This window comes from Sphingomonas sp. S1-29 (genome assembly GCF_026167545.1).
Lineage (GTDB): Bacteria > Pseudomonadota > Alphaproteobacteria > Sphingomonadales > Sphingomonadaceae > Sphingomonas.
The window spans coordinates 438,096-457,561 of the sequence record NZ_CP110678.1 but is presented as its reverse complement, the minus strand read 5'-3'; the positions used below and the strand labels follow the sequence as shown (position 1 = coordinate 457,561).

Annotated in this window: 19 protein-coding genes and 1 pseudogene; 13 read left to right on the top strand and 7 right to left on the bottom strand. The window is 69.1% G+C overall.

The genetic code is table 11. The annotated features are described in order from the left end of the window. Nucleotide 1: 1 nt before the first annotated feature. A complete protein-coding gene (locus tag OKW76_RS02150) occupies nt 2-406 on the bottom strand; it encodes a hypothetical protein (protein ID WP_265550709.1) in 405 nt (134 codons plus the stop codon). A 106-nt stretch (nt 407-512) separates the two neighbouring features. Here OKW76_RS02150 and OKW76_RS02145 point away from each other — a divergent pair, with 106 nt between their 5' ends. The 3 genes from OKW76_RS02145 to trpC all read left to right on the top strand — a co-directional run bounded on the left by OKW76_RS02145 (nt 513) and on the right by trpC (nt 2,972). Continuing rightward, entirely contained in the window at nt 513-1,097 is a 585-nt protein-coding gene (locus OKW76_RS02145) for an anthranilate synthase component II (protein WP_265550707.1), read from the top strand. 100 nt (nt 1,098-1,197) lie between these two features. Beyond that, a complete protein-coding gene (gene trpD, locus OKW76_RS02140) occupies nt 1,198-2,193 on the top strand; it encodes an anthranilate phosphoribosyltransferase (protein WP_265552718.1) in 996 nt (331 codons plus the stop codon). Next, the gene (gene trpC, locus OKW76_RS02135) at nt 2,190-2,972 is read left to right on the top strand and encodes an indole-3-glycerol phosphate synthase TrpC (RefSeq protein ID WP_265550706.1); all 783 of its coding nucleotides are present in this window, start codon (nt 2,190-2,192) and stop codon (nt 2,970-2,972) included. The genes trpD and trpC overlap by 4 nt, the downstream gene beginning before the upstream one ends. 57 nt (nt 2,973-3,029) lie before the next feature. On the opposite strand, the gene OKW76_RS02130 is transcribed toward trpC, so the two are convergent. After that, nucleotides 3,030-3,917, bottom strand: a complete 888-nt coding sequence (locus OKW76_RS02130) for an MBL fold metallo-hydrolase (protein WP_265550704.1) — start codon at nt 3,915-3,917, stop codon at nt 3,030-3,032. A gap of 70 nt (nt 3,918-3,987) precedes the next feature. Here OKW76_RS02130 and OKW76_RS02125 point away from each other — a divergent pair, with 70 nt between their 5' ends. From OKW76_RS02125 to lexA, 6 genes are all read left to right on the top strand, one after another. Then, nucleotides 3,988-4,302 carry an ArsR/SmtB family transcription factor gene (locus OKW76_RS02125; protein ID WP_265550702.1) on the top strand — a complete coding sequence of 105 codons (315 nt, stop codon included), beginning with the start codon at nt 3,988-3,990 and terminating at the stop codon, nt 4,300-4,302. A gap of 4 nt (nt 4,303-4,306) precedes the next feature. After that, nucleotides 4,307-4,825, top strand: coding sequence for a rhodanese family protein (locus tag OKW76_RS02120; protein WP_265550700.1), 519 nt, complete (start codon nt 4,307-4,309; stop codon nt 4,823-4,825). Between the two features lie 47 nt (nt 4,826-4,872). Further along, nucleotides 4,873-5,610 carry a sulfite exporter TauE/SafE family protein gene (locus tag OKW76_RS02115; protein ID WP_322740109.1) on the top strand — a complete coding sequence of 246 codons (738 nt, stop codon included), beginning with the start codon at nt 4,873-4,875 and terminating at the stop codon, nt 5,608-5,610. A gap of 85 nt (nt 5,611-5,695) precedes the next feature. After that, complete coding sequence (moaC, locus tag OKW76_RS02110) at nt 5,696-6,187, top strand: cyclic pyranopterin monophosphate synthase MoaC (protein ID WP_265550697.1); 492 nt, start codon at nt 5,696-5,698, stop codon at nt 6,185-6,187. Then, nucleotides 6,184-7,356, top strand: a complete 1,173-nt coding sequence (locus OKW76_RS02105) for a molybdopterin molybdotransferase MoeA (protein ID WP_265550695.1) — start codon at nt 6,184-6,186, stop codon at nt 7,354-7,356. The genes moaC and OKW76_RS02105 overlap by 4 nt, the downstream gene beginning before the upstream one ends. Nucleotides 7,357-7,422: 66 nt before the next feature. Continuing rightward, the gene (lexA, locus tag OKW76_RS02100; RefSeq protein ID WP_265550693.1) at nt 7,423-8,133 is read left to right on the top strand and encodes a transcriptional repressor LexA; all 711 of its coding nucleotides are present in this window, start codon (nt 7,423-7,425) and stop codon (nt 8,131-8,133) included. Here lexA and OKW76_RS02095 read toward each other — a convergent pair. Continuing rightward, nucleotides 8,123-10,258, bottom strand: a pseudogene (locus OKW76_RS02095) (ComEC/Rec2 family competence protein); the annotation flags it as partial. The gene lexA and the pseudogene OKW76_RS02095 overlap by 11 nt on opposite strands. On the opposite strand from OKW76_RS02095, the gene gltX reads away from it, so the two are divergent. From gltX to OKW76_RS02080, 3 genes are read left to right on the top strand one after another with little or no spacing between them, the layout of a single operon-like run. Further along, a complete protein-coding gene (gene gltX / locus OKW76_RS02090; RefSeq protein WP_265550691.1) occupies nt 10,257-11,777 on the top strand; it encodes a glutamate--tRNA ligase in 1,521 nt (506 codons plus the stop codon). The pseudogene OKW76_RS02095 and the gene gltX overlap by 2 nt on opposite strands. A gap of 47 nt (nt 11,778-11,824) precedes the next feature. Next, nucleotides 11,825-13,084, top strand: coding sequence for a citrate synthase (locus OKW76_RS02085; protein ID WP_416221854.1), 1,260 nt, complete (start codon nt 11,825-11,827; stop codon nt 13,082-13,084). A gap of 4 nt (nt 13,085-13,088) precedes the next feature. Continuing rightward, nucleotides 13,089-13,286: a hypothetical protein gene (locus tag OKW76_RS02080; RefSeq protein ID WP_265550689.1), complete on the top strand. Its 198-nt coding sequence runs from the start codon at nt 13,089-13,091 to the stop codon at nt 13,284-13,286. A 12-nt stretch (nt 13,287-13,298) separates the two neighbouring features. Here OKW76_RS02080 and OKW76_RS02075 read toward each other — a convergent pair whose 3' ends face one another. The 4 genes from OKW76_RS02075 to OKW76_RS02060 are packed head-to-tail and all read right to left on the bottom strand — an operon-like array spanning nt 13,299 to nt 18,030. Continuing rightward, a complete protein-coding gene (locus OKW76_RS02075) occupies nt 13,299-14,663 on the bottom strand; it encodes a sensor histidine kinase (RefSeq protein WP_265550687.1) in 1,365 nt (454 codons plus the stop codon). Next, nucleotides 14,660-15,706: a hypothetical protein gene (locus OKW76_RS02070; protein ID WP_265550685.1), complete on the bottom strand. Its 1,047-nt coding sequence runs from the start codon at nt 15,704-15,706 to the stop codon at nt 14,660-14,662. Before OKW76_RS02070 ends, OKW76_RS02075 begins: the two co-directional genes overlap by 4 nt. Nucleotides 15,707-15,763: 57 nt before the next feature. Continuing rightward, nucleotides 15,764-16,939: a hypothetical protein gene (locus OKW76_RS02065; RefSeq protein ID WP_265550683.1), complete on the bottom strand. Its 1,176-nt coding sequence runs from the start codon at nt 16,937-16,939 to the stop codon at nt 15,764-15,766. Next, entirely contained in the window at nt 16,936-18,030 is a 1,095-nt protein-coding gene (locus tag OKW76_RS02060) for an anhydro-N-acetylmuramic acid kinase (protein WP_265552714.1), read from the bottom strand. The genes OKW76_RS02065 and OKW76_RS02060 overlap by 4 nt, the downstream gene beginning before the upstream one ends. A gap of 145 nt (nt 18,031-18,175) precedes the next feature. On the opposite strand from OKW76_RS02060, the gene tyrS reads away from it, so the two are divergent. Continuing rightward, nucleotides 18,176-19,408, top strand: coding sequence for a tyrosine--tRNA ligase (gene tyrS / locus OKW76_RS02055; protein WP_265550681.1), 1,233 nt, complete (start codon nt 18,176-18,178; stop codon nt 19,406-19,408). Nucleotides 19,409-19,466: the final 58 nt, after the last annotated feature.

Genomic DNA, 19,466 nt, shown 5'->3' with positions numbered 1-19,466 from the left:
GTCAGGGGATCAAATTATCCCGCCGCCGCTGATCACGCTGCTGCGCGCGCCAATTGTCCATGAATTGTGCATTGCACCCGGTCTGCCCGCCGGTCCCCACCGGCGAACAGCTGTCGGGCAGCCCCGCGCGATTGTCCTGCATCATCTGCTCGGCGCGCACGCCCCATGCGGTGTTCGCCGGATTGGCGGGCCGCTCGCGGAATTCTTCGGGAATGCGATAGACCTCGCCCGGGTCGATCCGGCCGCACACGACGATCTCGTCGCCCACCGCCGGAGGGCATTTCTCGTCGCCCACCAGCTGGACATTGCGCACGCGCTGCGGCGGGCGGCCGGGCTCGCGCGCGTCCTGCGCCAGCGCGGGCAGCGGGGCCACGATCACGGCGGCAAGCAACATCCAGCGATTCATCGATATCTCCATATGGCCCCAACGACCTTCGCGCCGCCAAGGTTGCCGATAGCTGAACGAAAGCCCAGCGATTGCGCCGCCGGGCAATCGCGCTAAGTGGGCATCCATGATCCTCGTCATCGACAATTACGACAGCTTTACCTGGAACCTCGTCCATTATCTGATGGAGCTGGGGGTTGAGGTCCGCGTCGAGCGCAACGACGCGCTGACCGCGCGCGAAGCGATCGCCACCAACGCCCAGGCATTCCTGATCTCGCCCGGCCCTTGCACCCCCAACGAGGCCGGCATCAGCCTGGAATTGGTCGCCGCCTGCGCCGACCTCGGCAAGCCGTTGCTCGGCGTGTGCCTGGGTCACCAGGCGATCGGCCAGCATTTCGGCGGCAAGGTGGTGCGCGGCGGGCTGATGCACGGCAAGACCTGCCCGGTCGAGCATGACGGCACGGGGATGTTCGCCGGGCTCCCCTCGCCCTTCACCGCGACGCGCTATCATTCGCTGATCGTCGCCGACGCGCCGCCCGAGCTACTGGTCAACGCCACCGCCGCCGATTCGAGCGTGATGGGCTTCCGCCATGCGACGCTGCCGATCCACGGCGTCCAGTTCCACCCCGAAAGCATCGCGACGGAACACGGCCACGCGATGCTCGCGAACTTTCTGCGCGAAGCGGGGCTCGAACCGGTAGCGCGCCCATGACCGGATCGTACTTCCCCCTGCCGTTCGTTTCGAGCGAAGTCGAGAAACACGGGCCGGGCGATGACGGCGGTTTCTCGACTGCGCTCGAAGCGAACGGATGATGACAAACGCTGTGACCCTCCCCGATCCCCACTCCCCGCTGTCGCACGAGTCCGCTGCGCAGGCCTTCGCCGCCATCCTCGACGCCAGCGTCGGGGAGCCCGAGATCGAATCCTTCCTGATCGGCCTCAGCGAACGCGGCGAGACCAGCATCGAGATTGCCGAGGCGGCGCGCGCGCTGCGCGAACGAATGATCCCCGTTACCGCCCCCGACGGCGCGATCGACGTCTGCGGCACCGGCGGCGATGGCCACCACACGCTCAACGTCTCGACCGCGGTCGCGCTAGTCGTCGCGGCGTGCGGCGTTCCGGTCGCCAAGCACGGCAACCGTGCCGCGTCGTCGAAGGCGGGCGCCGCCGACACGCTGGAAGCGCTCGGCCTCGACCTAGATCGCGCGACCGCGAGCGCGCAGGCGACGCTCGACGAGCTCGGCATCGCCTTCCTCTTCGCCGCCAACCACCACCCCGCGCTCAAGCGCCTCGCCCCCGTCCGGCGCCGGATCGCACGCCGCACGATCTTCAACCTCATGGGGCCGCTGGCCAACCCGGCGCGCGTCGAGCGCCAGCTCATCGGCATCGCGCGTCCCGATTATGTGCCGGTCTATGCCGGCGCACTCGACCTGCTCGGGATCGAGGCCGCAGCGGTGGTTGCGGGCGAGGAATCGCTCGACGAACTCTCCTGCGCCGGCCCCAGCATTGTCGCCAATGTCGGCAGCGCGGCGTTGCCCGAGCGGATCGCCCCCGAAGACGCCGGCCTCACCCGCCACCCGCTCGCCAGCATCCGCGGCGGCGAGGCCCCCGAAAACGCCGAAGCCTTGCGCGCGCTGCTCGCCGGCACCCCCGGCGCCTATCGCGACGCGGTCCTGCTCAACGCCGCCGCCGCGCTGATGCTCGCGGGCACCGTCGACAGCCTGCCCGACGGCGCCGCGCGCGCCGCCGAAGCGATCGACAGCGCCCGCGCCGCCGCCCTCCTCACCCGCTGGATCGACCGCGTATGACCATGCTCGACGATATTCTTGCCGCCAAACGCATCGACGTCGCCGCGCGCCGCGCCCGCGCGAGCATCGCCGATCTCGACGCGCGCGCCGCCGCCCAGACCGCGCCGCGCGGCTTCCGCGCCGCGCTCGATGCCAAGGCAGCCAATGGCTATGCGCTGATCGCCGAGATCAAGAAGGCCAGCCCGTCGAAGGGCCTGATCCGCCCCGATTTCGACCCGCCCGCGCACGCGCGCGCCTATGCCGCGGGCGGCGCGGCGTGCCTGTCGGTGCTCACCGACGAACCCGGCTTCCAGGGACATGACGACTATCTCGTCGCCGCGCGTCAGGCGTGCGACCTGCCCGTCCTGCGCAAGGATTTCATGGTCGATCCCTGGCAGGTCGCCGAATCGCGCGCGCTCGGCGCCGATGCGATCCTCATCATCGTCGCCGCGCTCGACGACGGCGCGATGGCCGAGATCGAGGCCGCGGCGATCGAGCGCGGGATGGACGTGCTGGTCGAGGTCCACGATGCCGAAGAAATGGCGCGCGCGCTGCGGCTGAAGTCGCAGCTCATCGGCGTGAACAACCGCAACCTCAAGGACTTCAGCGTTGATTTTCAGCGCACCTACGAACTCGTCCATTCGGCCCCGGCGGGCTACACCTTCGTCGCCGAAAGCGGCCTCACCACCCGCGCCGACCTCGACGCCATGGCCGCCGAAGGGATATGCTGCTTCCTGATCGGCGAAGCGCTGATGCGCCAAGCCGACGTCGAAGCAGCGACGCGGGCGATGGTGGGGTAAGGCTCGCCGCGCCAGCCCCCGCCGCGCCAGCCCCCCACCGCGCCCGCCCCCACTGCGTCAGCCCTTGGGCTGGTCGTCGGCATCGCGCCATTTCACGGGTATCTTGAGATAGGTCACGCCGTTCGCGGTCGCCTCGGCAAAATGCCCCGCGCGGATATTGACCTGGATCGAGGGCAGCAGCAGCTTGGGCACCGCCAGCCCCGCGTCGCGATCCTCGCGCATCGCGACAAAGGCTTCCTCGCTTACCCCGTCATGCACGTGCACGCTCGACCGGCGCTGCTCGCCGACCGTCGTTTCCCAGCGATAGTCCTCGCGCCCCGGCGCCTTGTAGTCATGGCACAGGAACAGCCGCGTCTCGTCGGGCAAGGCCAGCAGCCGCCGGATCGAGCGATAGAGCGTCCGCGCGTCGCCGCCGGGAAAATCCGCCCGCGCGGTCCCATAGTCGGGCATGAACAGCGTGTCGCCGACGAACGCGGCATCGCCGATCACATAGGTCACGTCGGCGGGGGTGTGGCCGGGGACATGCAGCACCTCGACCGCCAGTTCGCCGATCGCGAAGCGGTCGCCATCCTCGTACAGACGATCAAAGTCCGAACCGTCGGTCTTCAAATCGGTCATCGCGAACACCGGACGGAAGATGCGCTGGACGTCGCGAATATGCGCGCCGATCCCGATCGGCGCCCCGGTATGCGCCTTGATAAAGGGCGCCGCCGACAGGTGATCGGCGTGCGCATGCGTCTCGAGCACCATTTCGATGCGCCAGCCATGCTCGGCTGCGAAGGCCAGGATCCGCTTCGCCGAACGCGTGTCGGCGATGCCGCTGGCGACGTCGAAGTCGAGCACCGGGTCGATGATCGCGGCGGCATGGGTGGCGGGATCGCCGACCAGATAGCTGATCGTGTTGGTCGGCGTGTCGAAAAACGCCTCGATAAAGGGCTTGGTCATGATCGTCTCCATTGCTGCTTGACGATATATGCAGCTGCACTACATTAGCAATACCTAATGGAGTGAACCGATGTTGAAGCCGCCGCTCGATCTGGCCGCGTTCGAAACCAAGGCCGCCGAGGTCGCAGACATGCTCAAGGCGATCGGCAATGCGCGGCGGCTGGTGTTGTTGTGCAAGCTCGTCGAACATGGCGAAGTCACCGTGAGCGACCTCGCGCGCGACGTCGGCCTGTCGCAATCGGCGTGTTCGCAACACCTCGCCAAGATGCGCGACGAAGGGCTGATCGCCTTCCGGCGCGAAAGCCAGACGCTCTGGTATCGGATCGCCGATCCGCGAGTCGAAACGCTGCTCGCCACCCTCTACCAGTTATATTGCAAGGACTGATCCGATGCCGATCAAGACGCTTTCCCCCGCCGACGCCCGCGCCGCCATCGATTCGGGTGCGCGGCTCGTCGATATCCGCAATGCCGATGAACATGCGCGGTTGCGCATTCCTGGCGCGATCCACCTGCCGCTGGCCCGCGTCGGCGACCTGCCCAGAGGGGCCGAGCCTATCGTCTTCCATTGCCGCTCGGGCGCGCGCACCGCGGGCAACGCGGCATTGCTCGCGCATGCTGCGGCCGACGCCCCCGCCTTCGTCCTCGATGGCGGGATCGATGGCTGGCGCGGCGCCGGGCATCCGGTCATCGCCGATCGCTCGCAGCCGATCGAGATCATGCGCCAGGTGCAGATCACCGCGGGCGCGCTGGTGCTCGCCGGCGTGCTGCTCGGGCTCTATGTCGTACCCGGCTTCTTCGCGCTGGCGGCGTTCGTCGGCGCGGGGCTGGCCTTTGCCGGCGCCACCGGCTGGTGCGGCATGGCCCGCCTCCTCGGCGTGATGCCGTGGAACCGGCGCGCGGCCGGGTAAGCCGTCATGGATATCGGCACCATCATCCTGCGCTGGGATCGGGCGTAGTGATCGGCCTGATCCTGGGGGTGGTCGGCGGCGGCGGGTCGATCCTGGCGGTGCCGTTGCTGGTCTATGGGGTCGGGGTCGGGTCGGCGCATGCCGCGATCGGCACCGCCGCTGTCGCCGTCGCGGTCAACGCCTTTGCCAGCACCGTCGGCCATGCCCGCGCCGGCCGGGTCAAATGGCGCTGCGCGGCGGTATTTGCCGCATCTGGGATGATCGGCGCGGCGATCGGTGCCGAAATCGGCAAGGCGATCGACGGCCAGCGATTGCTCGCGTTGTTCGGCGTGCTGATGATCGGCGTCGGGCTGTCGATGCTGCGCAAGCGACGCACGCTCGAGGCTCCCAACGTCCGGCTGACCCGCGACAGCGCCGCGACGCTGCTGCCCCGGCTGATCCCGATCGGCCTCACCGTCGGCCTCGCCGCGGGCTTTTTCGGCATTGGTGGCGGATTCCTGATCGTCCCCGGGCTGATCCTCGCCACCGCGATGCCGCTGCCCTATGCGATCGGTACGTCGCTCGTCGTCATCACCGCGCTGGGGCTGACGACCGCGACCTCCTATGTCGTATCGGGGCTGGTCGATTGGCCTGTCACCGCGTTGCTGGTTGCCGGCGGCGTGGTCGGCACCGCGATCGGGATGCTGCTGGCGAGCCCGCTTGCCACGCGCAAGCACCTGCTCGAGCGCGGCTTTGCCGGCATGGTCATCGCGGTGGGCGCCTATGTGGTGGCGACCTCGATCTAGGCCGGGCCTCGCCGACCGACCGCGCGACGGTCCGATCGCGTCCTCGCCCCTACCCGGCACCCCCGAACCCCGCTACCCCAGCGCCATGCCCCACCTCACCCATCTCGATTCGGCGGGCGCCGCGCGCATGGTCGATGTCGGCGACAAGGCGACGACGCAGCGCACCGCGATCGCCACCGGCCATATCACCATGTCGCCCGATGCCGCCGCCGCGATCCGCCAGGGCGCGGTCGCCAAGGGCGATGTGCTCGCGGTCGCGCGCGTCGCGGGGATCATGGCGGCCAAGCGCACCAGCGACCTCATCCCCTTGTGCCACCCGCTGCCGCTGTCGAAGGCCGAGATCGCGCTCGACGTCGCGCACGATCGCGTCACCGCGACCGCCACCGTTTCGACCGCGGGGCAGACCGGGGTCGAGATGGAGGCGCTGACCGCCGCCTCGGTCGCGCTGCTGACGATCTACGACATGGCCAAGGCGCTCGACAAAGCGATGACGATCGGCGGCGTCCGGCTGCTCGAAAAGCGCGGCGGCAAGTCGGGTGACTGGCACGCTCCCGCCCCTGGCGGCCCGGCCCGATGATCTCGCTCGACGAGGCGCTCGCCCGGCTTTGCGCGCTCGCTCCAGCGATCCCCGCCGAAACCGTCCCGCTGGCGCAGGCCGCGGGCCGCTGGCTCGCCGAACCGATCGCCGCCAGGCGGACTCAGCCGATGCGCGACCTGTCGGCGATGGACGGCTATGCGCTTCGCTTCGCCGATCTCCCCGGCCCGATCGCGGTGGTTGGCGAAAGCGCTGCCGGGCGTGGCTTTGCCGCTGCCATCGGCCCCGGCGAAGCGGTGCGGATCTTCACCGGCGCGCCGCTCCCGCCGGGCGCCGACACCATCCTCGTCCAGGAGGAAGCCGCTCGCGATGGCGACCAACTGACGCTCAACGGCGAAGGCCCCGGCAGCGTCGGCCGCCACATCCGCCGCGCGGGCCTCGACTTCAGCACCGGCGAAGCGCTGCTCGCGGCGGGCGACCGGCTCACCCCGCCGGCGCTCGCGCTCGCCGCGATCGCGGGGTATGCCGAGCTTCCCGTCCGCCGCACGATCCGCGTCGCGATCGCCGCCACCGGCGACGAACTCGTCCCCCCGGGCCAGCCCGTGCCGCCCGACGGCCTGCCCGAATCGAACTCGATCCTCGTCGCCGCGATGCTTGCGGGCTTGCCCGTCAGCATCGAGCAGCTCGGCATCCTCCCCGACGATCGCGCGGCGATCGAGGCCGCCTTCGCGAGCGTCGACGCCGATCTGCTGATCACCACCGGCGGTGCCTCGGTCGGCGACCACGACCTCGTCCGTCCAGCCCTAGAAGCGGCGGGCGGCGAAATCGATTTCTGGCGGATCGCGATGCGGCCGGGCAAGCCGATGCTCGCGGGGCGCCTCCGCGATACGCTCGTCATCGGCCTGCCGGGCAATCCGGTCGCGGCGTTCGTCACGACGCTGCGTTTCGTGAAGCCGCTGGTGGTGGCGATGGCGGGGGGCACGCTGCCGCTCGCCACCCGCCATCTGCCGCTGGCCGGCCCGCTCCCCGCCAATGACCACCGCGCCGATCACCTGCGCGCCACGATCCAGGGCGGCGTCGTCCATTCGGCCGGGCGGCAGGACAGTTCGATGCTCCGCACGCTCGCGCATAGCGACTGCATGATCCTGCGCGCGCCGCACGCCCCCGCCGCCGCCGCGGGCGACTCGGTGGAAGTCCTGATGATCGGTTAAGGCAAGCTTGACTTGATGGGAGCTGTTGCCTACACGTTCCGCGTCTGTTCCCGACGGAGAACGCTGATGCTGACGCGCAAGCAACACGACCTGATCTGCTTCATCGCCGATCGCCTGAACGAGACCGGGGTTTCGCCGTCGTTCGAGGAGATGAAGGACGCGCTCGACCTCAAATCGAAGTCGGGAGTCCACCGCCTGATCTCGGCCTTGGAGGAGCGCCAGTTCCTGCGCCGCCTGCCCAATCGTGCCCGCGCGCTCGAAGTCTTGCGCATGCCCGAGCGACCCGTTGCCGCGCGCGGAAAGGGAGATTCTACGGGGGACGTAGTGTCGCTTTTGTTGCCTTCCGCGCCACCGGCACCCTCGCGCGCAGCCAGCCCCGCGCCGCGCGCCGCCAATGACGTGATCGAAATTCCGCTCCACGGCCGCATCGCCGCGGGTCTGCCGATTGAGGCGATGGAGAGCGCACAGATGCTCCCCGTCCCCGCGGCCTTGCTCGGCGCGGGCGAACATTATGCGCTCGAAGTATCGGGCGATTCGATGGTCGAGGCGGGTATCCTCGACGGCGATTATGCGCTGATCCGCCGCCAGGAAGTCGCGCGCGACGGCGAGATCGTCGTGGCTTTGGTCGACGAACACGAAGCGACGCTCAAATATTTCCGCCGCGAAGGCGCGATGGTTCGGCTCGATCCGGCGAACCGCTCCTACGATCCGCAGCGCTATCGCCCCGATCAGGTCCGCGTCCAGGGGAAGCTCGCCGGGTTGCTCCGCCGCTATTGAAGCTACGTGGCGGCTGCACCGTTTGGGGCAGCCGCCACGGATGGTCGCTGGGTCGGCCGGCGACGGTGCGAACCTTCCCGCCCGAAAGCGTGATCGCCACCCCGCCGGTTTGCGCGAGCATCGGACGGTCGAGCTTGAGCCAGCGCGGGGTACAGGTACGCGGCAAGCGCCGCTCGCTGATGGCGATGTCGGCGGCACGGCACAGCGCGACGAACTCGGCGATCGGGACTAGATAACCGCTGCGGGTTGCGAGGATGGTCCAGGTGCGACCTTCGGCGGGTAGCCGAACCAGGCACAGGTCACTGCTGCAGCGCGCCCTTGGATCGTCGCTCAGCGCAGACAAGTCGGCATCGGTCCCCCCGGTCTCGCCGAGCACCCCCCGGACATAGTCCCCCGCCCGATCGCGCAGCAGCGCCATCCCGCCATCGCCGGTCCGAACCGCCACATGCCGTCCGTCGCCGGTGACGATCAGATCGGGTCCCGGCGTCGCCACCGCCCACCCCGCGCCGATCGCGAGCGGCACCGCGCCCAGCCACCGCCACCGCGTCCGCCACAACGCCACCCAGATACCGCCCGCGACCATCAACCCGAACGCCGCCCGCGGCATCGACGGCAACGCCTTCACCGCCCCCGGCGCATCGGCGGTGGTGTGGGCGATCCACAGCAAGGCGCGCAACGCCCATTCGGCCAGCCACCAGAATGGCGCCCCCAACCCCGCCGAGTCGAACACCAACGCCGCCGCCTCGAGCGGCATCACGACAAAGGTCGTCAGCGGAATCGCCACGATATTCGCGAGCGCGCCGTACACCCCCGCCTTGTGGAAATGGAACAACCCGATCGGCATCAACGCGAACTCGACCACCAATCCGGTCAGCAGCAGCGACGCCAGCCCGCGCAGCAGGCTCGCCCCCCGGCTCTCCTCGCGCTTCAGGAACCAGCCGCGCACCACCCGATGCTCGTGCAGCGCGACGATCGCGGTCACCGCGGCGAAGCTCAGCTGGAAGCTCGCCGACATCAGCGCCTCGGGCCACAGCAGCAGCACGATCGTCGCCCCCGCCGCAACCAGCCGCAGCGTCACCGCCTCGCGCCCCATCGCCAGCGCCCCCAGCACCAGCAGCGCGGCGATGCACGACCGCACCGTCGGCACCTCGGCACCGGTCAGCCAGGTATAGAACACCGCCACCCCCGCCGCCGCGCCGGCCGCGACGATCGGCAACCGCCACCGCAGCGCCAGCACCGGGCTGAGCGCCAGCAGCTTGAGCACCAGCAGCATCGTCGCGCCGACCACCGCGGTGACGTGGAGCCCGCTCACCGACAGCAGATGCGCCAGCCCCGATCGCCGCAGCGCCTCGTCATCGGCCTCGTCGATCGCGCCGCGGTCCCCCGTCGCCAGCGCCGCGGCGATGCCGCCCGCGCTCCCCTCGATCCGCGCCTGGATATGCCGGGTCAGCCGCTCGCGCAGCCCCGCCCCCGGCGCCTCGCCCGCCCCAACCACCGTGATCGGGGCGAACGCCCGACCCGTCGCGCCGAGCTCGCCGAACCACGCCACCCGCTGGAAGTCATACGCCCCCGGCACCACCGCCGCCCCCGGCGGCATCAACCGCGCCCGCAGCGACAACACCGCCCCGCGCCCAACCCCCTGCGGCAAATCGCGCTCGGCAACGTTCACCCGCACCACCGGCGGCAAGCCCTGTGCGGCAGCGTCCACCACCGCCAGCCGCAGCCGAACGATTTCCCGCGCGGGCATCGGCTCGACCTGCTCAACCCTACCGGCAAAGGCCACCACCACGGGTCTAGAAAGCACCGGCGCGGCGACTCGCTCGGCGCGCGACCACACGAGCCCGCACCCCGCCGCCATCGCGCATCCGGCGACCAGCATGGCACGGCTCGACCGACCGCCCCTCGCGACGCTCACCCCCGCCAACGCCAGCGCCCCGCACGCCGAGAGGAACGCGCTCCAGCGCGCGATGTCGGGCAGCAGGAACCACGCCGCGATGCCGATCCCCAGCATCACCGGCAGCCACAGCACCAATTGATCGCGCTCGGCCTCGAGCCACCGCTCGATCGCCGGGTTCGCCCTTGAAATGCGCGGCCCCGGCGCGATTTGAAGCGAGCCGACACGCATGCTAGGGGCGGTCGCGGCACGTGAAGCCATCGTTTTTCAAGTCTGGGAGCAACCGCGCGTGGGCGCAACACCCGATATCTGCCAAGCCCCCGAGCACGCTGCCGTGGTCACCCGTTTCGCCCCGTCACCGACTGGATTTCTCCACATCGGCGGCGCGCGCACCGCGTTGTTCAACTGGCTGTTCGCCCGCCATCATGGCGGCAAGTTCCTGCTGCGGATCGAAGATACCGACCGCGCACGTTCGACCCAGCCCGCGATCGAGGCGATCCTCGACGGCATGCGCTGGCTCGGGCTCGATTGGGACGATGACGAGGTCTATCAGTTCGCCCGCGCCGATCGCCATGCCGCGGTCGCGCACCAGTTGCTGGCCGCCGGCCACGCCTATCGCTGCTATGCGACGTCGGAGGAACTGACCGCATTGCGCGAGGAACAGCGCGCCGCGGGCAAGCCGATGCGCTACGATGGCCGCTGGCGCGACCGTGATGCAGCCGACGCGCCCCAGGGCGTGCCCTTCGTCGTACGGCTCAAGGCGCCGACCGAAGGCGCGGTGACGATCGAGGACCGCGTCCAGGGATCGGTGACGGTCAACAATGCCGAGCTCGACGATTTCGTGCTGCTTAGGTCGGACGGCACCCCCACTTATATGCTCGCGGTCGTCGTCGACGATCACGACATGGGCGTCACCCATGTGATCCGCGGCGACGATCACCTCAACAATGCCTTCCGCCAGCTCGCGCTGATCCGCGCGATGGATGCGGTCGAGGGCGGTTGGCCCGATCCGATCTATGCGCATATCCCGCTGATCCACGGTTCGGACGGCGCGAAGCTTTCGAAGCGCCACGGCGCGCTGGGGGTCGACACCTATCGCGACGAGATGGGGGTGCTTTCCGAAGCGCTGTCGAACTATCTGCTGCGGCTCGGCTGGGGTCATGGCGACGACGAGATCATCAGCCGCGAACAGGCGATCGAATGGTTCGATCTGGGCGGCGTCGGCAAGTCGCCCTCGCGCTTCGACCAGAAGAAGCTCGAGAACCTCAACGGCCTGTATATCCGCGCCGCGAGCGACGATCGGCTGGTCGAACTCACCGCCCCCCGGCTGCCGTTCGAGGCATCCGACGCCGATCGCGCGCTGCTGACCCGCGCGATGCATGCGCTGAAACCGCGCGCTGCCAGCCTCAACGAACTCGCCGACGCCGCAACCTTCCTGTTTGCCAAGCGTCCTTTATCACTCGACGAAGCAGCCGCCGCGCTGCTCGATGCCAAGGGCAGTCAGCTGCTCGCGGCACTGCATACCAGGCTTGACGCGCTTCCCACCTGGGATACGGAAGCGCTCGAAGCGGCGGTACGCGAGGTCGCCGAAGCCGAGGGCGTGAAACTGGGCGCAGTGGCACAGCCGCTGCGCGCCGCGCTTACCGGCCGCAAGACCTCACCCGGTATCTTCGACGTGCTCGTCCTGATCGGGCGCGACGAAAGTCTGGGGCGTATCGCCGATCAGCTGGCCGTATCGGCCGATCAATGACCATGAATGAAAAGGATACCGCGATGAGCGATGCCGCCAGCCAGACGATGACAATCGGGGAAAAACAATATCCCGTGCGCCAGGGTAGTGTCGGGCCGGACGTCATCGATATCCGCAAATATTACGCGCAGACCGGGATGTTCACCTATGACCCCGGCTTCACCTCGACCGCCAGCTGCGATTCGGCGCTGACCTATATCGATGGCGACGAAGGCGTGCTGCTGCACCGCGGCTATCCGATCGGCCAGCTCGCCGAACAATCGACCTTCATGGAAGTCGCGCACCTGCTGCTGAACGGCGAATTGCCCTCGGCCGACGAGCTCGAGAAGTTCAGCTACACGATTACCCGCCACACGATGCTCCACGAGCAGCTGGCGCAATTCTATCGCGGCTTCCGCCGCGATGCGCATCCGATGGCGATCATGTGCGGCATCGTCGGCGCGCTTTCGGCCTTCTACCACGATTCGACCGACATCGCCGATCCGCACCAGCGGATGGTCGCCAGCCACCGGCTGATCGCCAAGATGCCGACGATCGCCGCGATGGCGTATAAATATTCGGTCGGGCAGCCCTTCCTCTATCCCGACAATTCGCTGAGCTACACCGGCAACTTCCTGCGCATGACCTTCGGCGTGCCCGCCGAGCCCTATGAAGTGAACCCCGTCGTCGAGCGCGCGCTCGACCGCATCTTCATCCTTCACGCCGATCACGAACAGAATGCGTCGACCTCGACCGTCCGGCTCGCAGGGTCATCGGGCGCCAACCCGTTCGCGTGCATCGCGGCAGGCATCGCCTGCCTGTGGGGCCCGGCGCATGGCGGCGCCAACGAAGCCGCGCTCAACATGCTGCGCGAAATCGGTACGCCCGACAAGATTCCGGAATATATCGCGCGCGCCAAGGACAAGAACGATCCGTTCCGCCTGATGGGCTTCGGCCACCGCGTGTACAAGAACTACGATCCGCGCGCGACGGTGATGCAGAAGACGGTGCGCGAGGTGTTCGACTCGCTCGGCGTCAACGATCCGGTGTTCGAAACCGCGCTCCGGCTCGAGGAAATCGCGCTGAAGGACGATTATTTCGTCGAGAAGAAGCTGTTCCCCAACGTCGACTTTTATTCGGGCGTCATCCTGTCGGCGATCGGTTTCCCGACGACGATGTTCACCGCGCTGTTCGCGCTGGCGCGTACCGTCGGCTGGGTCGCGCAATGGAACGAGATGATCTCGGACCCAGAGCAGAAGATCGGTCGCCCGCGCCAGCTGTACACCGGCCCGACGCAGCGCGACTATATCCCCGTCGACAAGCGCTGAGCCGATGCGGCGCCGGCGCATCCTGATGATCGTCGGCGTCGCGATGGCGCTGATGGGGATGTTGTGGATCGGCCAGGGGCTCGGGATCGTCCGCTGGCCGGCGTCGAGCTTCATGGTCGATCAGCGCCCCTGGGTGCTCAACGGATCGATCCTGGCGGTGCTGGGACTGGTACTCGTGTTGATCGCTCGCCGGATGCGTTGAGCGCTCGCAGGCTCAGTCGCCCGCCGGCAGCGCCAGCGTGAACCGCGCGCCTTGGCCGGGCGTGCTTTCGACCGAAAGCTCGCCCCCCATCGCTCGCGCCAGCCGCCGCGCGATGTACAGCCCCAGCCCGGTGCCGCCGGGTTCGTTGGGATCGACCCGCCCGAATTTTTCGAAGATGCGGTGATGGTCGCCGTTGGCAATCCCCTTCCCCTGGTCGGCTACCGTCACGCGCGCCTGGCTGCCCACCTGCTCGAGCGCGATCGACACGGTGCCGCCGGGCGGCGAATAACGCACAGCATTGCCCACCAGATTGACGAGGACCTGCAGCGCGCGCCGGAACTCGCCGCGCGCCGCCAGCGTATCGGCGAAATCGGGGCGGTCGATCCGCACGTCGGCGTTCGCCGCGCGTACCGATAACAGGCCGCCGGCGCGGCGCGCGACATCGGCCAGGTCAATCGGCTCGACCTCGACGCGGAAATCGGCGCGCTCGATCGCTTGCAGGTCGACCAGATCGTCGACCAATCCCATCAAATGCCGTGCGGCGCTGGCGATATCCTGCGCATATTCGACATATTCGGGTTTCACCGGGCCATCGGCCTGCGCGCCGATGCTGTCGGCGTGCGCGACGATTCGCGTCAGCGGCATCCGCAGCGCGCGTTCGAGCCGCTCGCTGAAGGTGTCGGGAAAGGCGGGGGCGCCGTCGTCGATCGCGGGTTCGGCATCGGCGGTCGGCGTGACGAAGCGGCCCGCGCCGACGAACCCTGCGAACCGCCCCGCCGGATCGAGCCGCGCGCTCGCGGAAAGCCGCACCCGCCGCCCGGTGGCGCGGATCGTCGCCAGCTGGTCGACGAACCCGGTGCTGGCTGCCGCGGCAGCGAGGATCGACACCGTGCTGTCGCTTTCGTCGTCAAGCACCAGAAAGCGGGTGATCGGCTTGCCCAGCAGCGCGTCGGCATCGAAGGTCGCGTCATCGCCCGACAGCGCGGTAAGGCACATCGCGGCGTCGCTTTCCCAGCGGAAATCGGCATCGGCCTCGTCGAACGCCGCGGTTGCCGCAGCGCCGGTTGATGGCGGCTGCGGCTCGCGCATCTGCCAGCCGCTTACCTGCAGCAAGGTTGCTTCGTCGTCGGGGGTCGCCCGCACCCACAGGTCGAGATCGTCGTCGCCATCGGCGACGATCGCAGGCCGCGCCACCACGATGCCGAGCCGCCGCGCCAGCCGCGCGACCGTCGCCACCGCGGGCAGCGCCAGCGGCGCGCCGATCGCGCCCCCCGCCTGAGCGTTGAGCTGCTCCAATCGCGCATCGGCAGCGACCAGCCGGCCATGCTCATCCAGCCGCGCAAGCGCGACCGACGGGCTCGTATCGAAGACGCTCATGACCCCGGCGCCGCCAGCGCATCGCGATAGTCGCGCGGCAGCTTCAATGGCGCGAGCGCGGCCAGCGCGTCCTCGGGCGCCAACGCCGCGAGCGGATCGAGCAGATCGGCGAACGTCTCGATATCGCGGCGCGGATCGGCCTCGCTCAGCATATAGCCGATCCGCGCGATCGTCGCGCGGGGCAGCCCCAGCGCGCGTAGCGCCAGCCACAGCCGGACGTCGCCCGGCTGCACCACCACGGTGCGCACATCCTCGAACGCAATCCGCAATCCATGCGCGACTAGCGCGATGAACAGCGCGACGCGACGATTGCCGAGCGCTTGTTCGAGTAGGACGGGCAGATCGGGCGTAGGCGCATCGATCGCGCTCGCAAGCCGAACCGCCGCCGCTTCGAGCCGCGCACCCTCGTCATGCGCGGCAAGGCTGCGCAACCCGGCATCGGCAAGCGCACGGTGCAGCGCCGCGCCGCCCTCCCCCGTCGCGGCGATCGCCGCTGCCGTCGCCCATACCGTTCGCACGTGCAGCTCGGCCGACAGATCGGTCGCGTAGGGCGGCTGATCGACCGGGGTACGCCGCCGGCTTTCCGCCGCCAGCAACGCCGCCGCGCGCTGGGCGACGACCCGATCGGCGTGATCGATATGCCGCACCGGCTCGCCCGATTCACCGTCGGCCAGTCGCTCGGCGAGCAGGTCCATCGCTACCCGGTCGAGCAATTCGCGGGCGACTTCGGCGTGGCGGAGGAGCTGTGCCTGGACGCGGGCGAACATATCCTCGACCGCGATATCGGCGATCGCTCCGGCCGACCGCGTCTCGCCGCGATCGGTGAGCAACCGGATCGCATGGCCGTGCAGGTCGCCGCCGATCGTGCCGATCATCGTGCGAAGCAAGGTCGTCAGCGCGACCCGCGTCCGATCGTCTAGCCGTGCCGCGTCGGGGGCGAGGAAATCGCGGATTGCCGCGGTTCCGGTGGCGCGCGCATGGGTTTCGTGTGCCGCCGCCTGCGCGAGCAGCGCGTCGGCGCCGACCGGTTCCCCCTCGCGCATATCGAATTGGTAAGGCGCCATCGACCCTCGCTTAACGGCAATGTCGTTAAGGGGCTCCTAAGCTTTTTTCCGCAAAATTTCGACTGCGGCGGCAAGCGTCGCAAGCGCATACAGCGCCGCCACCGCCAGCCCGACCGCGGCGAACCCGGCGAGAACGAAGGGAAGCAGCACCAGCAGATAGGCCGAGGGGCTGCCCCACCATAGCGGCCCGCGGATCGCCGTCCGCTCGGCGATCGCCACCGCGGCGAACAGCCCGAGCGCCAGCACCAATGCGGTGGCGTTGCCGTCGTCCCAGCTGGTCGCGAGCCCGGTCAGCAGCGCGCCGGTGCCCGCTGCGGCTGCGATCGCGATCTCCTGCACCCGCGCGCGCTGATCGTCGCCGCGCAGCCAGCTCAGCAGCGAGCCCGTCGACAGCAGCGCGATCGCCACGACGATCGCGACCAGTCCCGCGGCGACATGGCGGTAGAGCATCGCGGCCACGCCGCCGGCGGCAAACAGCGCAGCGCCCGCGATCACCGCCCACACCGGCACCCCCCGCGCCACCATCTGCGGCAGCGCCAGCCGCGAGATCGGCGTGAAGACGAAGCGGTCGGGCCAATCGACCCGGCTGTTCGCCAGCGCCGCGAGCACCGCGTTGCTGCGGCTGGCCAGCTGGTCGGGGTGGCGAACGACGCCGTGGCCAGCGCGCTTCGCCGAACCCGGCAGCATCAATTGCGCCGCGCCGCCCTGCACGCTCACGCGCAGCAGCCCCGACTGGAAGTCATAATCGCGCGGCATCTCGGCGATTTCCGCAAGCCGTGCGCTGGTGAGCGAGGCGAGTCCTGCCCAGACATGATCGGCGTCGACGCGCTCGACCGCCGCCGGGGTCGCCGAATCGGTGGTCACCATCAGCGTATCGGGCTGCGCCGCGGCGATCGCGCGTACCGCCAATTCGGTGGTCACCAGCGAATCGGCGATCACGACGATGCTGGCGAGCGGGTGCGCGCGCGCCGCGGCTTCCTCGGCCGAGCGGACGATGTCGACCGCGATGCCGCGCCGGGTGATCCGGTTGACCGCGCCGAGCAGCGCGGGGGTCACGCGCGCCACTGCGACCATCATGTGCGACGCCCCCGCCGCGATCAGCAGCCGCGCCTGGTATTCGAGCAAGGTCATGCCGCCGAACGGCAGCGTCGCCGCCAGCGCCTCGGGGCGGTCTTCGGCGGGTTCCGTGGCGAAGATCAGGCCGGCGATCATGCAGCCGCCGCCCGGTGCAGCGTCCCGCCGGTCAGCGGCGCGGCCACGCCGGTGGTGCCCGGATAGCTGATCGGCAGGCCGCGGAGCGACCGCACCGCCATATAGGCGAATCCCTCGGCCTCGACCGCGTCGCCGTTCCAGCCCAGGCTGTCGGTCACCTCGGGGGTGAGCCCGGTCCGCTGCGCGATCATCGCCAGCATCACCGGGTTGCGCCGCCCGCCGCCGGCCACCAGCAGGCGGAGCGGGCGCGCCGGCAGATGGCGCAGCGCTTCGGCCACCGTCTGCGCGGTGAACGCGGTCAGCGTCGCCGCGCCGTCCTCGAGCGACAGCCCACGCGCAGGCTGGATCGTGAAATCGTTGCGATCGAGCGACTTGGGTGGCGGTGCGTCGAAATAGGGATGATCGAGCATGTTGGTCAGCACGATCTCGTCGACCCGGCCCGCCGCCGCCAGCGCGCCATCGGCATCGAAGCGAAGCCCGCGCTCGGCCTCGACCCACGAATCGATCAGCCCGTTGGCAGGCCCGGTGTCGAACGCGATCAGCGTGTCGGCTTCGCCGATAAAGGTGATGTTGCCCACCCCGCCCAGATTGAGCACCGCGATCGGCCGGGCGAGATCGCCCGCCAGCGCCCGATGATAGACCGGGAGCAGCGGCGCCCCCTGCCCCCCCGCCGCGACATCGGCACCGCGCAGGTCGCCTACCACGTCGATGCCGGTAACCGCGGCGAGCGCCGCGCCATCGCCCAACTGCCAGGTCCAGCCGCGATCGGGGCGGTGCGCGATCGTCTGGCCGTGAAAGCCGATGACGCCGATCGCGTCGCGAGCGATCCCGGTCTTCGAAAGCAACGCCTCGACCGCAGCGGCGTGACGCGTCGTCAGCAATCGCTCGGCTGCGGCGATCGCCGGATGCTCGCCGGGCGTGGCCATCGCGAGCGCGACCTCGGTCGCCGCCGCCAGCAGCGCGCGGTCGGAATCGTCATAATCGCTACCGACGAACCCCAGCGCGCGCACAAAGCCTTCGCCATCGGTCTCGATCAGCGCGGCATCGATCCCGTCGAGCGACGTGCCCGACATCAGTCCGATCGCCAGCATGCGCGTGTTGTCCGTCATCGCCCACCCCTATCGCGGCCAGTCGCGCGAAGTCGAGAGCGTTCCGCTTGTCGCTCCACTCCCTGGACAAGGTAGGGGAGGAACCCCGGCTTCGCACTTCGCCGAAACATGCTATCGGGCACCCGCTATGACCCAATTCGCCTCCGACCTGCTCCGCACCCTGGCCGACCGCGGCTATATCCATCAGCAGACCGATGCCGCCGCGCTCGATGCGCTGGCGTGCCGCCAGGTCGTTCCGGGCTATATCGGCTTCGATCCCACCGCGCCCTCGCTGCATGTCGGCAGCCTGGTGCAGATCATGATGCTGCGGCGGTTGCAGCAGGCCGGGCACAAGCCGATCGTCCTGATGGGCGGCGGCACCGGGAAGATCGGCGACCCCAGCTTCAAAGACGAAGCGCGGCGGCTGCTCACCCCCGAGACGCTCGGCAGCAACATCGCCTCTATCAAGACGGTGTTCGAACGCTTCCTGACCTTCGGCGATGGCCCGACCGACGCGCTGATGCTCGACAATGCCGAATGGCTCGACGCGCTCGAATATATCCCGTTCCTGCGCGACATCGGCCAGCATTTCTCGGTCAACCGGATGCTGAGCTTCGACTCGGTCAAGCTCCGGCTCGATCGCGAACAATCGCTGAGCTTCCTCGAATTCAACTACATGATCCTGCAGGCATACGACTTTCTCGAGCTGTCGCGCCGCGCCGGGTGCCGGCTGCAGATGGGCGGATCGGACCAATGGGGCAACATCGTCAACGGCGTCGAGCTGGCGCGGCGGGTCGATTCGACCGAGGTGTACGGGCTCACCACGCCGCTGATCACCACCGCCGACGGCGGCAAGATGGGCAAGACGATGGCGGGGGCGGTGTGGCTGAACCCCGAACAGCTGTCGGCCTATGATTATTGGCAGTTCTGGCGGAACACCGACGACCGCGACGTCGGGCGCTTCCTGCGGCTGTTCACCGACCTTCCGCTCGACGAGATCGGTCGGCTCGAGGCGCTGGGCGGTGCCGAGATCAACGAGGCCAAGAAGCTGCTCGCCAACGAAGCCACCGCCTTGTGCCGCGGCACCGACGCGGCGGTCGAAGCCGCCGAGACCGCGCGGCGGACCTTCGAAGAGGGCAGCGCGGGCGACGCGCTGCCTACCCATGTTCTCGCCGAGCCGACGATCGGCATCGTCGATGCGATGGTCGCACTCGGGCTCGCAGCGTCGAAGGGCGAGGCGCGCCGGCTGATCAAGGGCGGCGGCGCGCGCGTCGATGGCGTCAAGGTCGAGGACGAAGCGCTGGTAGTCTCGATCGGTGACGCGCCGGTCCGCGTGTCGGCGGGCAAGAAGCATCACGGGCTGCTGGTGCGCAAGGACTAGGCTAACCCCCGATTAAGGACCTCTATTGCCATGCGGTTCATGCGTGGCGAGCTAGGCG

What these genes read in the sequence shown, in the direction of transcription:
- OKW76_RS02080 (WP_265550689.1), top strand. Translation starts at nt 13,089, where the DNA reads ATGCGGCGCCGGCGCATCCTGATGATCGTCGGCGTCGCGATGGCGCTG.
- gltX (WP_265550691.1), top strand. Translation starts at nt 10,257, where the DNA reads ATGCTAGGGGCGGTCGCGGCACGTGAAGCCATCGTTTTTCAAGTCTGG.
- OKW76_RS02070 (WP_265550685.1), bottom strand. Translation starts at nt 15,706, where the DNA reads ATGCGCGAGGGGGAACCGGTCGGCGCCGACGCGCTGCTCGCGCAGGCG.
- OKW76_RS02075 (WP_265550687.1), bottom strand. Translation starts at nt 14,663, where the DNA reads ATGAGCGTCTTCGATACGAGCCCGTCGGTCGCGCTTGCGCGGCTGGAT.
- trpD (WP_265552718.1), top strand. Translation starts at nt 1,198, where the DNA reads ATGACAAACGCTGTGACCCTCCCCGATCCCCACTCCCCGCTGTCGCAC.
- OKW76_RS02130 (WP_265550704.1), bottom strand. Translation starts at nt 3,917, where the DNA reads ATGACCAAGCCCTTTATCGAGGCGTTTTTCGACACGCCGACCAACACG.
- OKW76_RS02105 (WP_265550695.1), top strand. Translation starts at nt 6,184, where the DNA reads ATGATCTCGCTCGACGAGGCGCTCGCCCGGCTTTGCGCGCTCGCTCCA.
- OKW76_RS02065 (WP_265550683.1), bottom strand. Translation starts at nt 16,939, where the DNA reads ATGATCGCCGGCCTGATCTTCGCCACGGAACCCGCCGAAGACCGCCCC.
- moaC (WP_265550697.1), top strand. Translation starts at nt 5,696, where the DNA reads ATGCCCCACCTCACCCATCTCGATTCGGCGGGCGCCGCGCGCATGGTC.
- OKW76_RS02125 (WP_265550702.1), top strand. Translation starts at nt 3,988, where the DNA reads ATGTTGAAGCCGCCGCTCGATCTGGCCGCGTTCGAAACCAAGGCCGCC.
- OKW76_RS02060 (WP_265552714.1), bottom strand. Translation starts at nt 18,030, where the DNA reads ATGCTGGCGATCGGACTGATGTCGGGCACGTCGCTCGACGGGATCGAT.
- lexA (WP_265550693.1), top strand. Translation starts at nt 7,423, where the DNA reads ATGCTGACGCGCAAGCAACACGACCTGATCTGCTTCATCGCCGATCGC.
- OKW76_RS02120 (WP_265550700.1), top strand. Translation starts at nt 4,307, where the DNA reads ATGCCGATCAAGACGCTTTCCCCCGCCGACGCCCGCGCCGCCATCGAT.
- trpC (WP_265550706.1), top strand. Translation starts at nt 2,190, where the DNA reads ATGACCATGCTCGACGATATTCTTGCCGCCAAACGCATCGACGTCGCC.
- OKW76_RS02085 (WP_416221854.1), top strand. Translation starts at nt 11,825, where the DNA reads ATGACAATCGGGGAAAAACAATATCCCGTGCGCCAGGGTAGTGTCGGG.
- OKW76_RS02150 (WP_265550709.1), bottom strand. Translation starts at nt 406, where the DNA reads ATGAATCGCTGGATGTTGCTTGCCGCCGTGATCGTGGCCCCGCTGCCC.
- tyrS (WP_265550681.1), top strand. Translation starts at nt 18,176, where the DNA reads ATGACCCAATTCGCCTCCGACCTGCTCCGCACCCTGGCCGACCGCGGC.
- OKW76_RS02145 (WP_265550707.1), top strand. Translation starts at nt 513, where the DNA reads ATGATCCTCGTCATCGACAATTACGACAGCTTTACCTGGAACCTCGTC.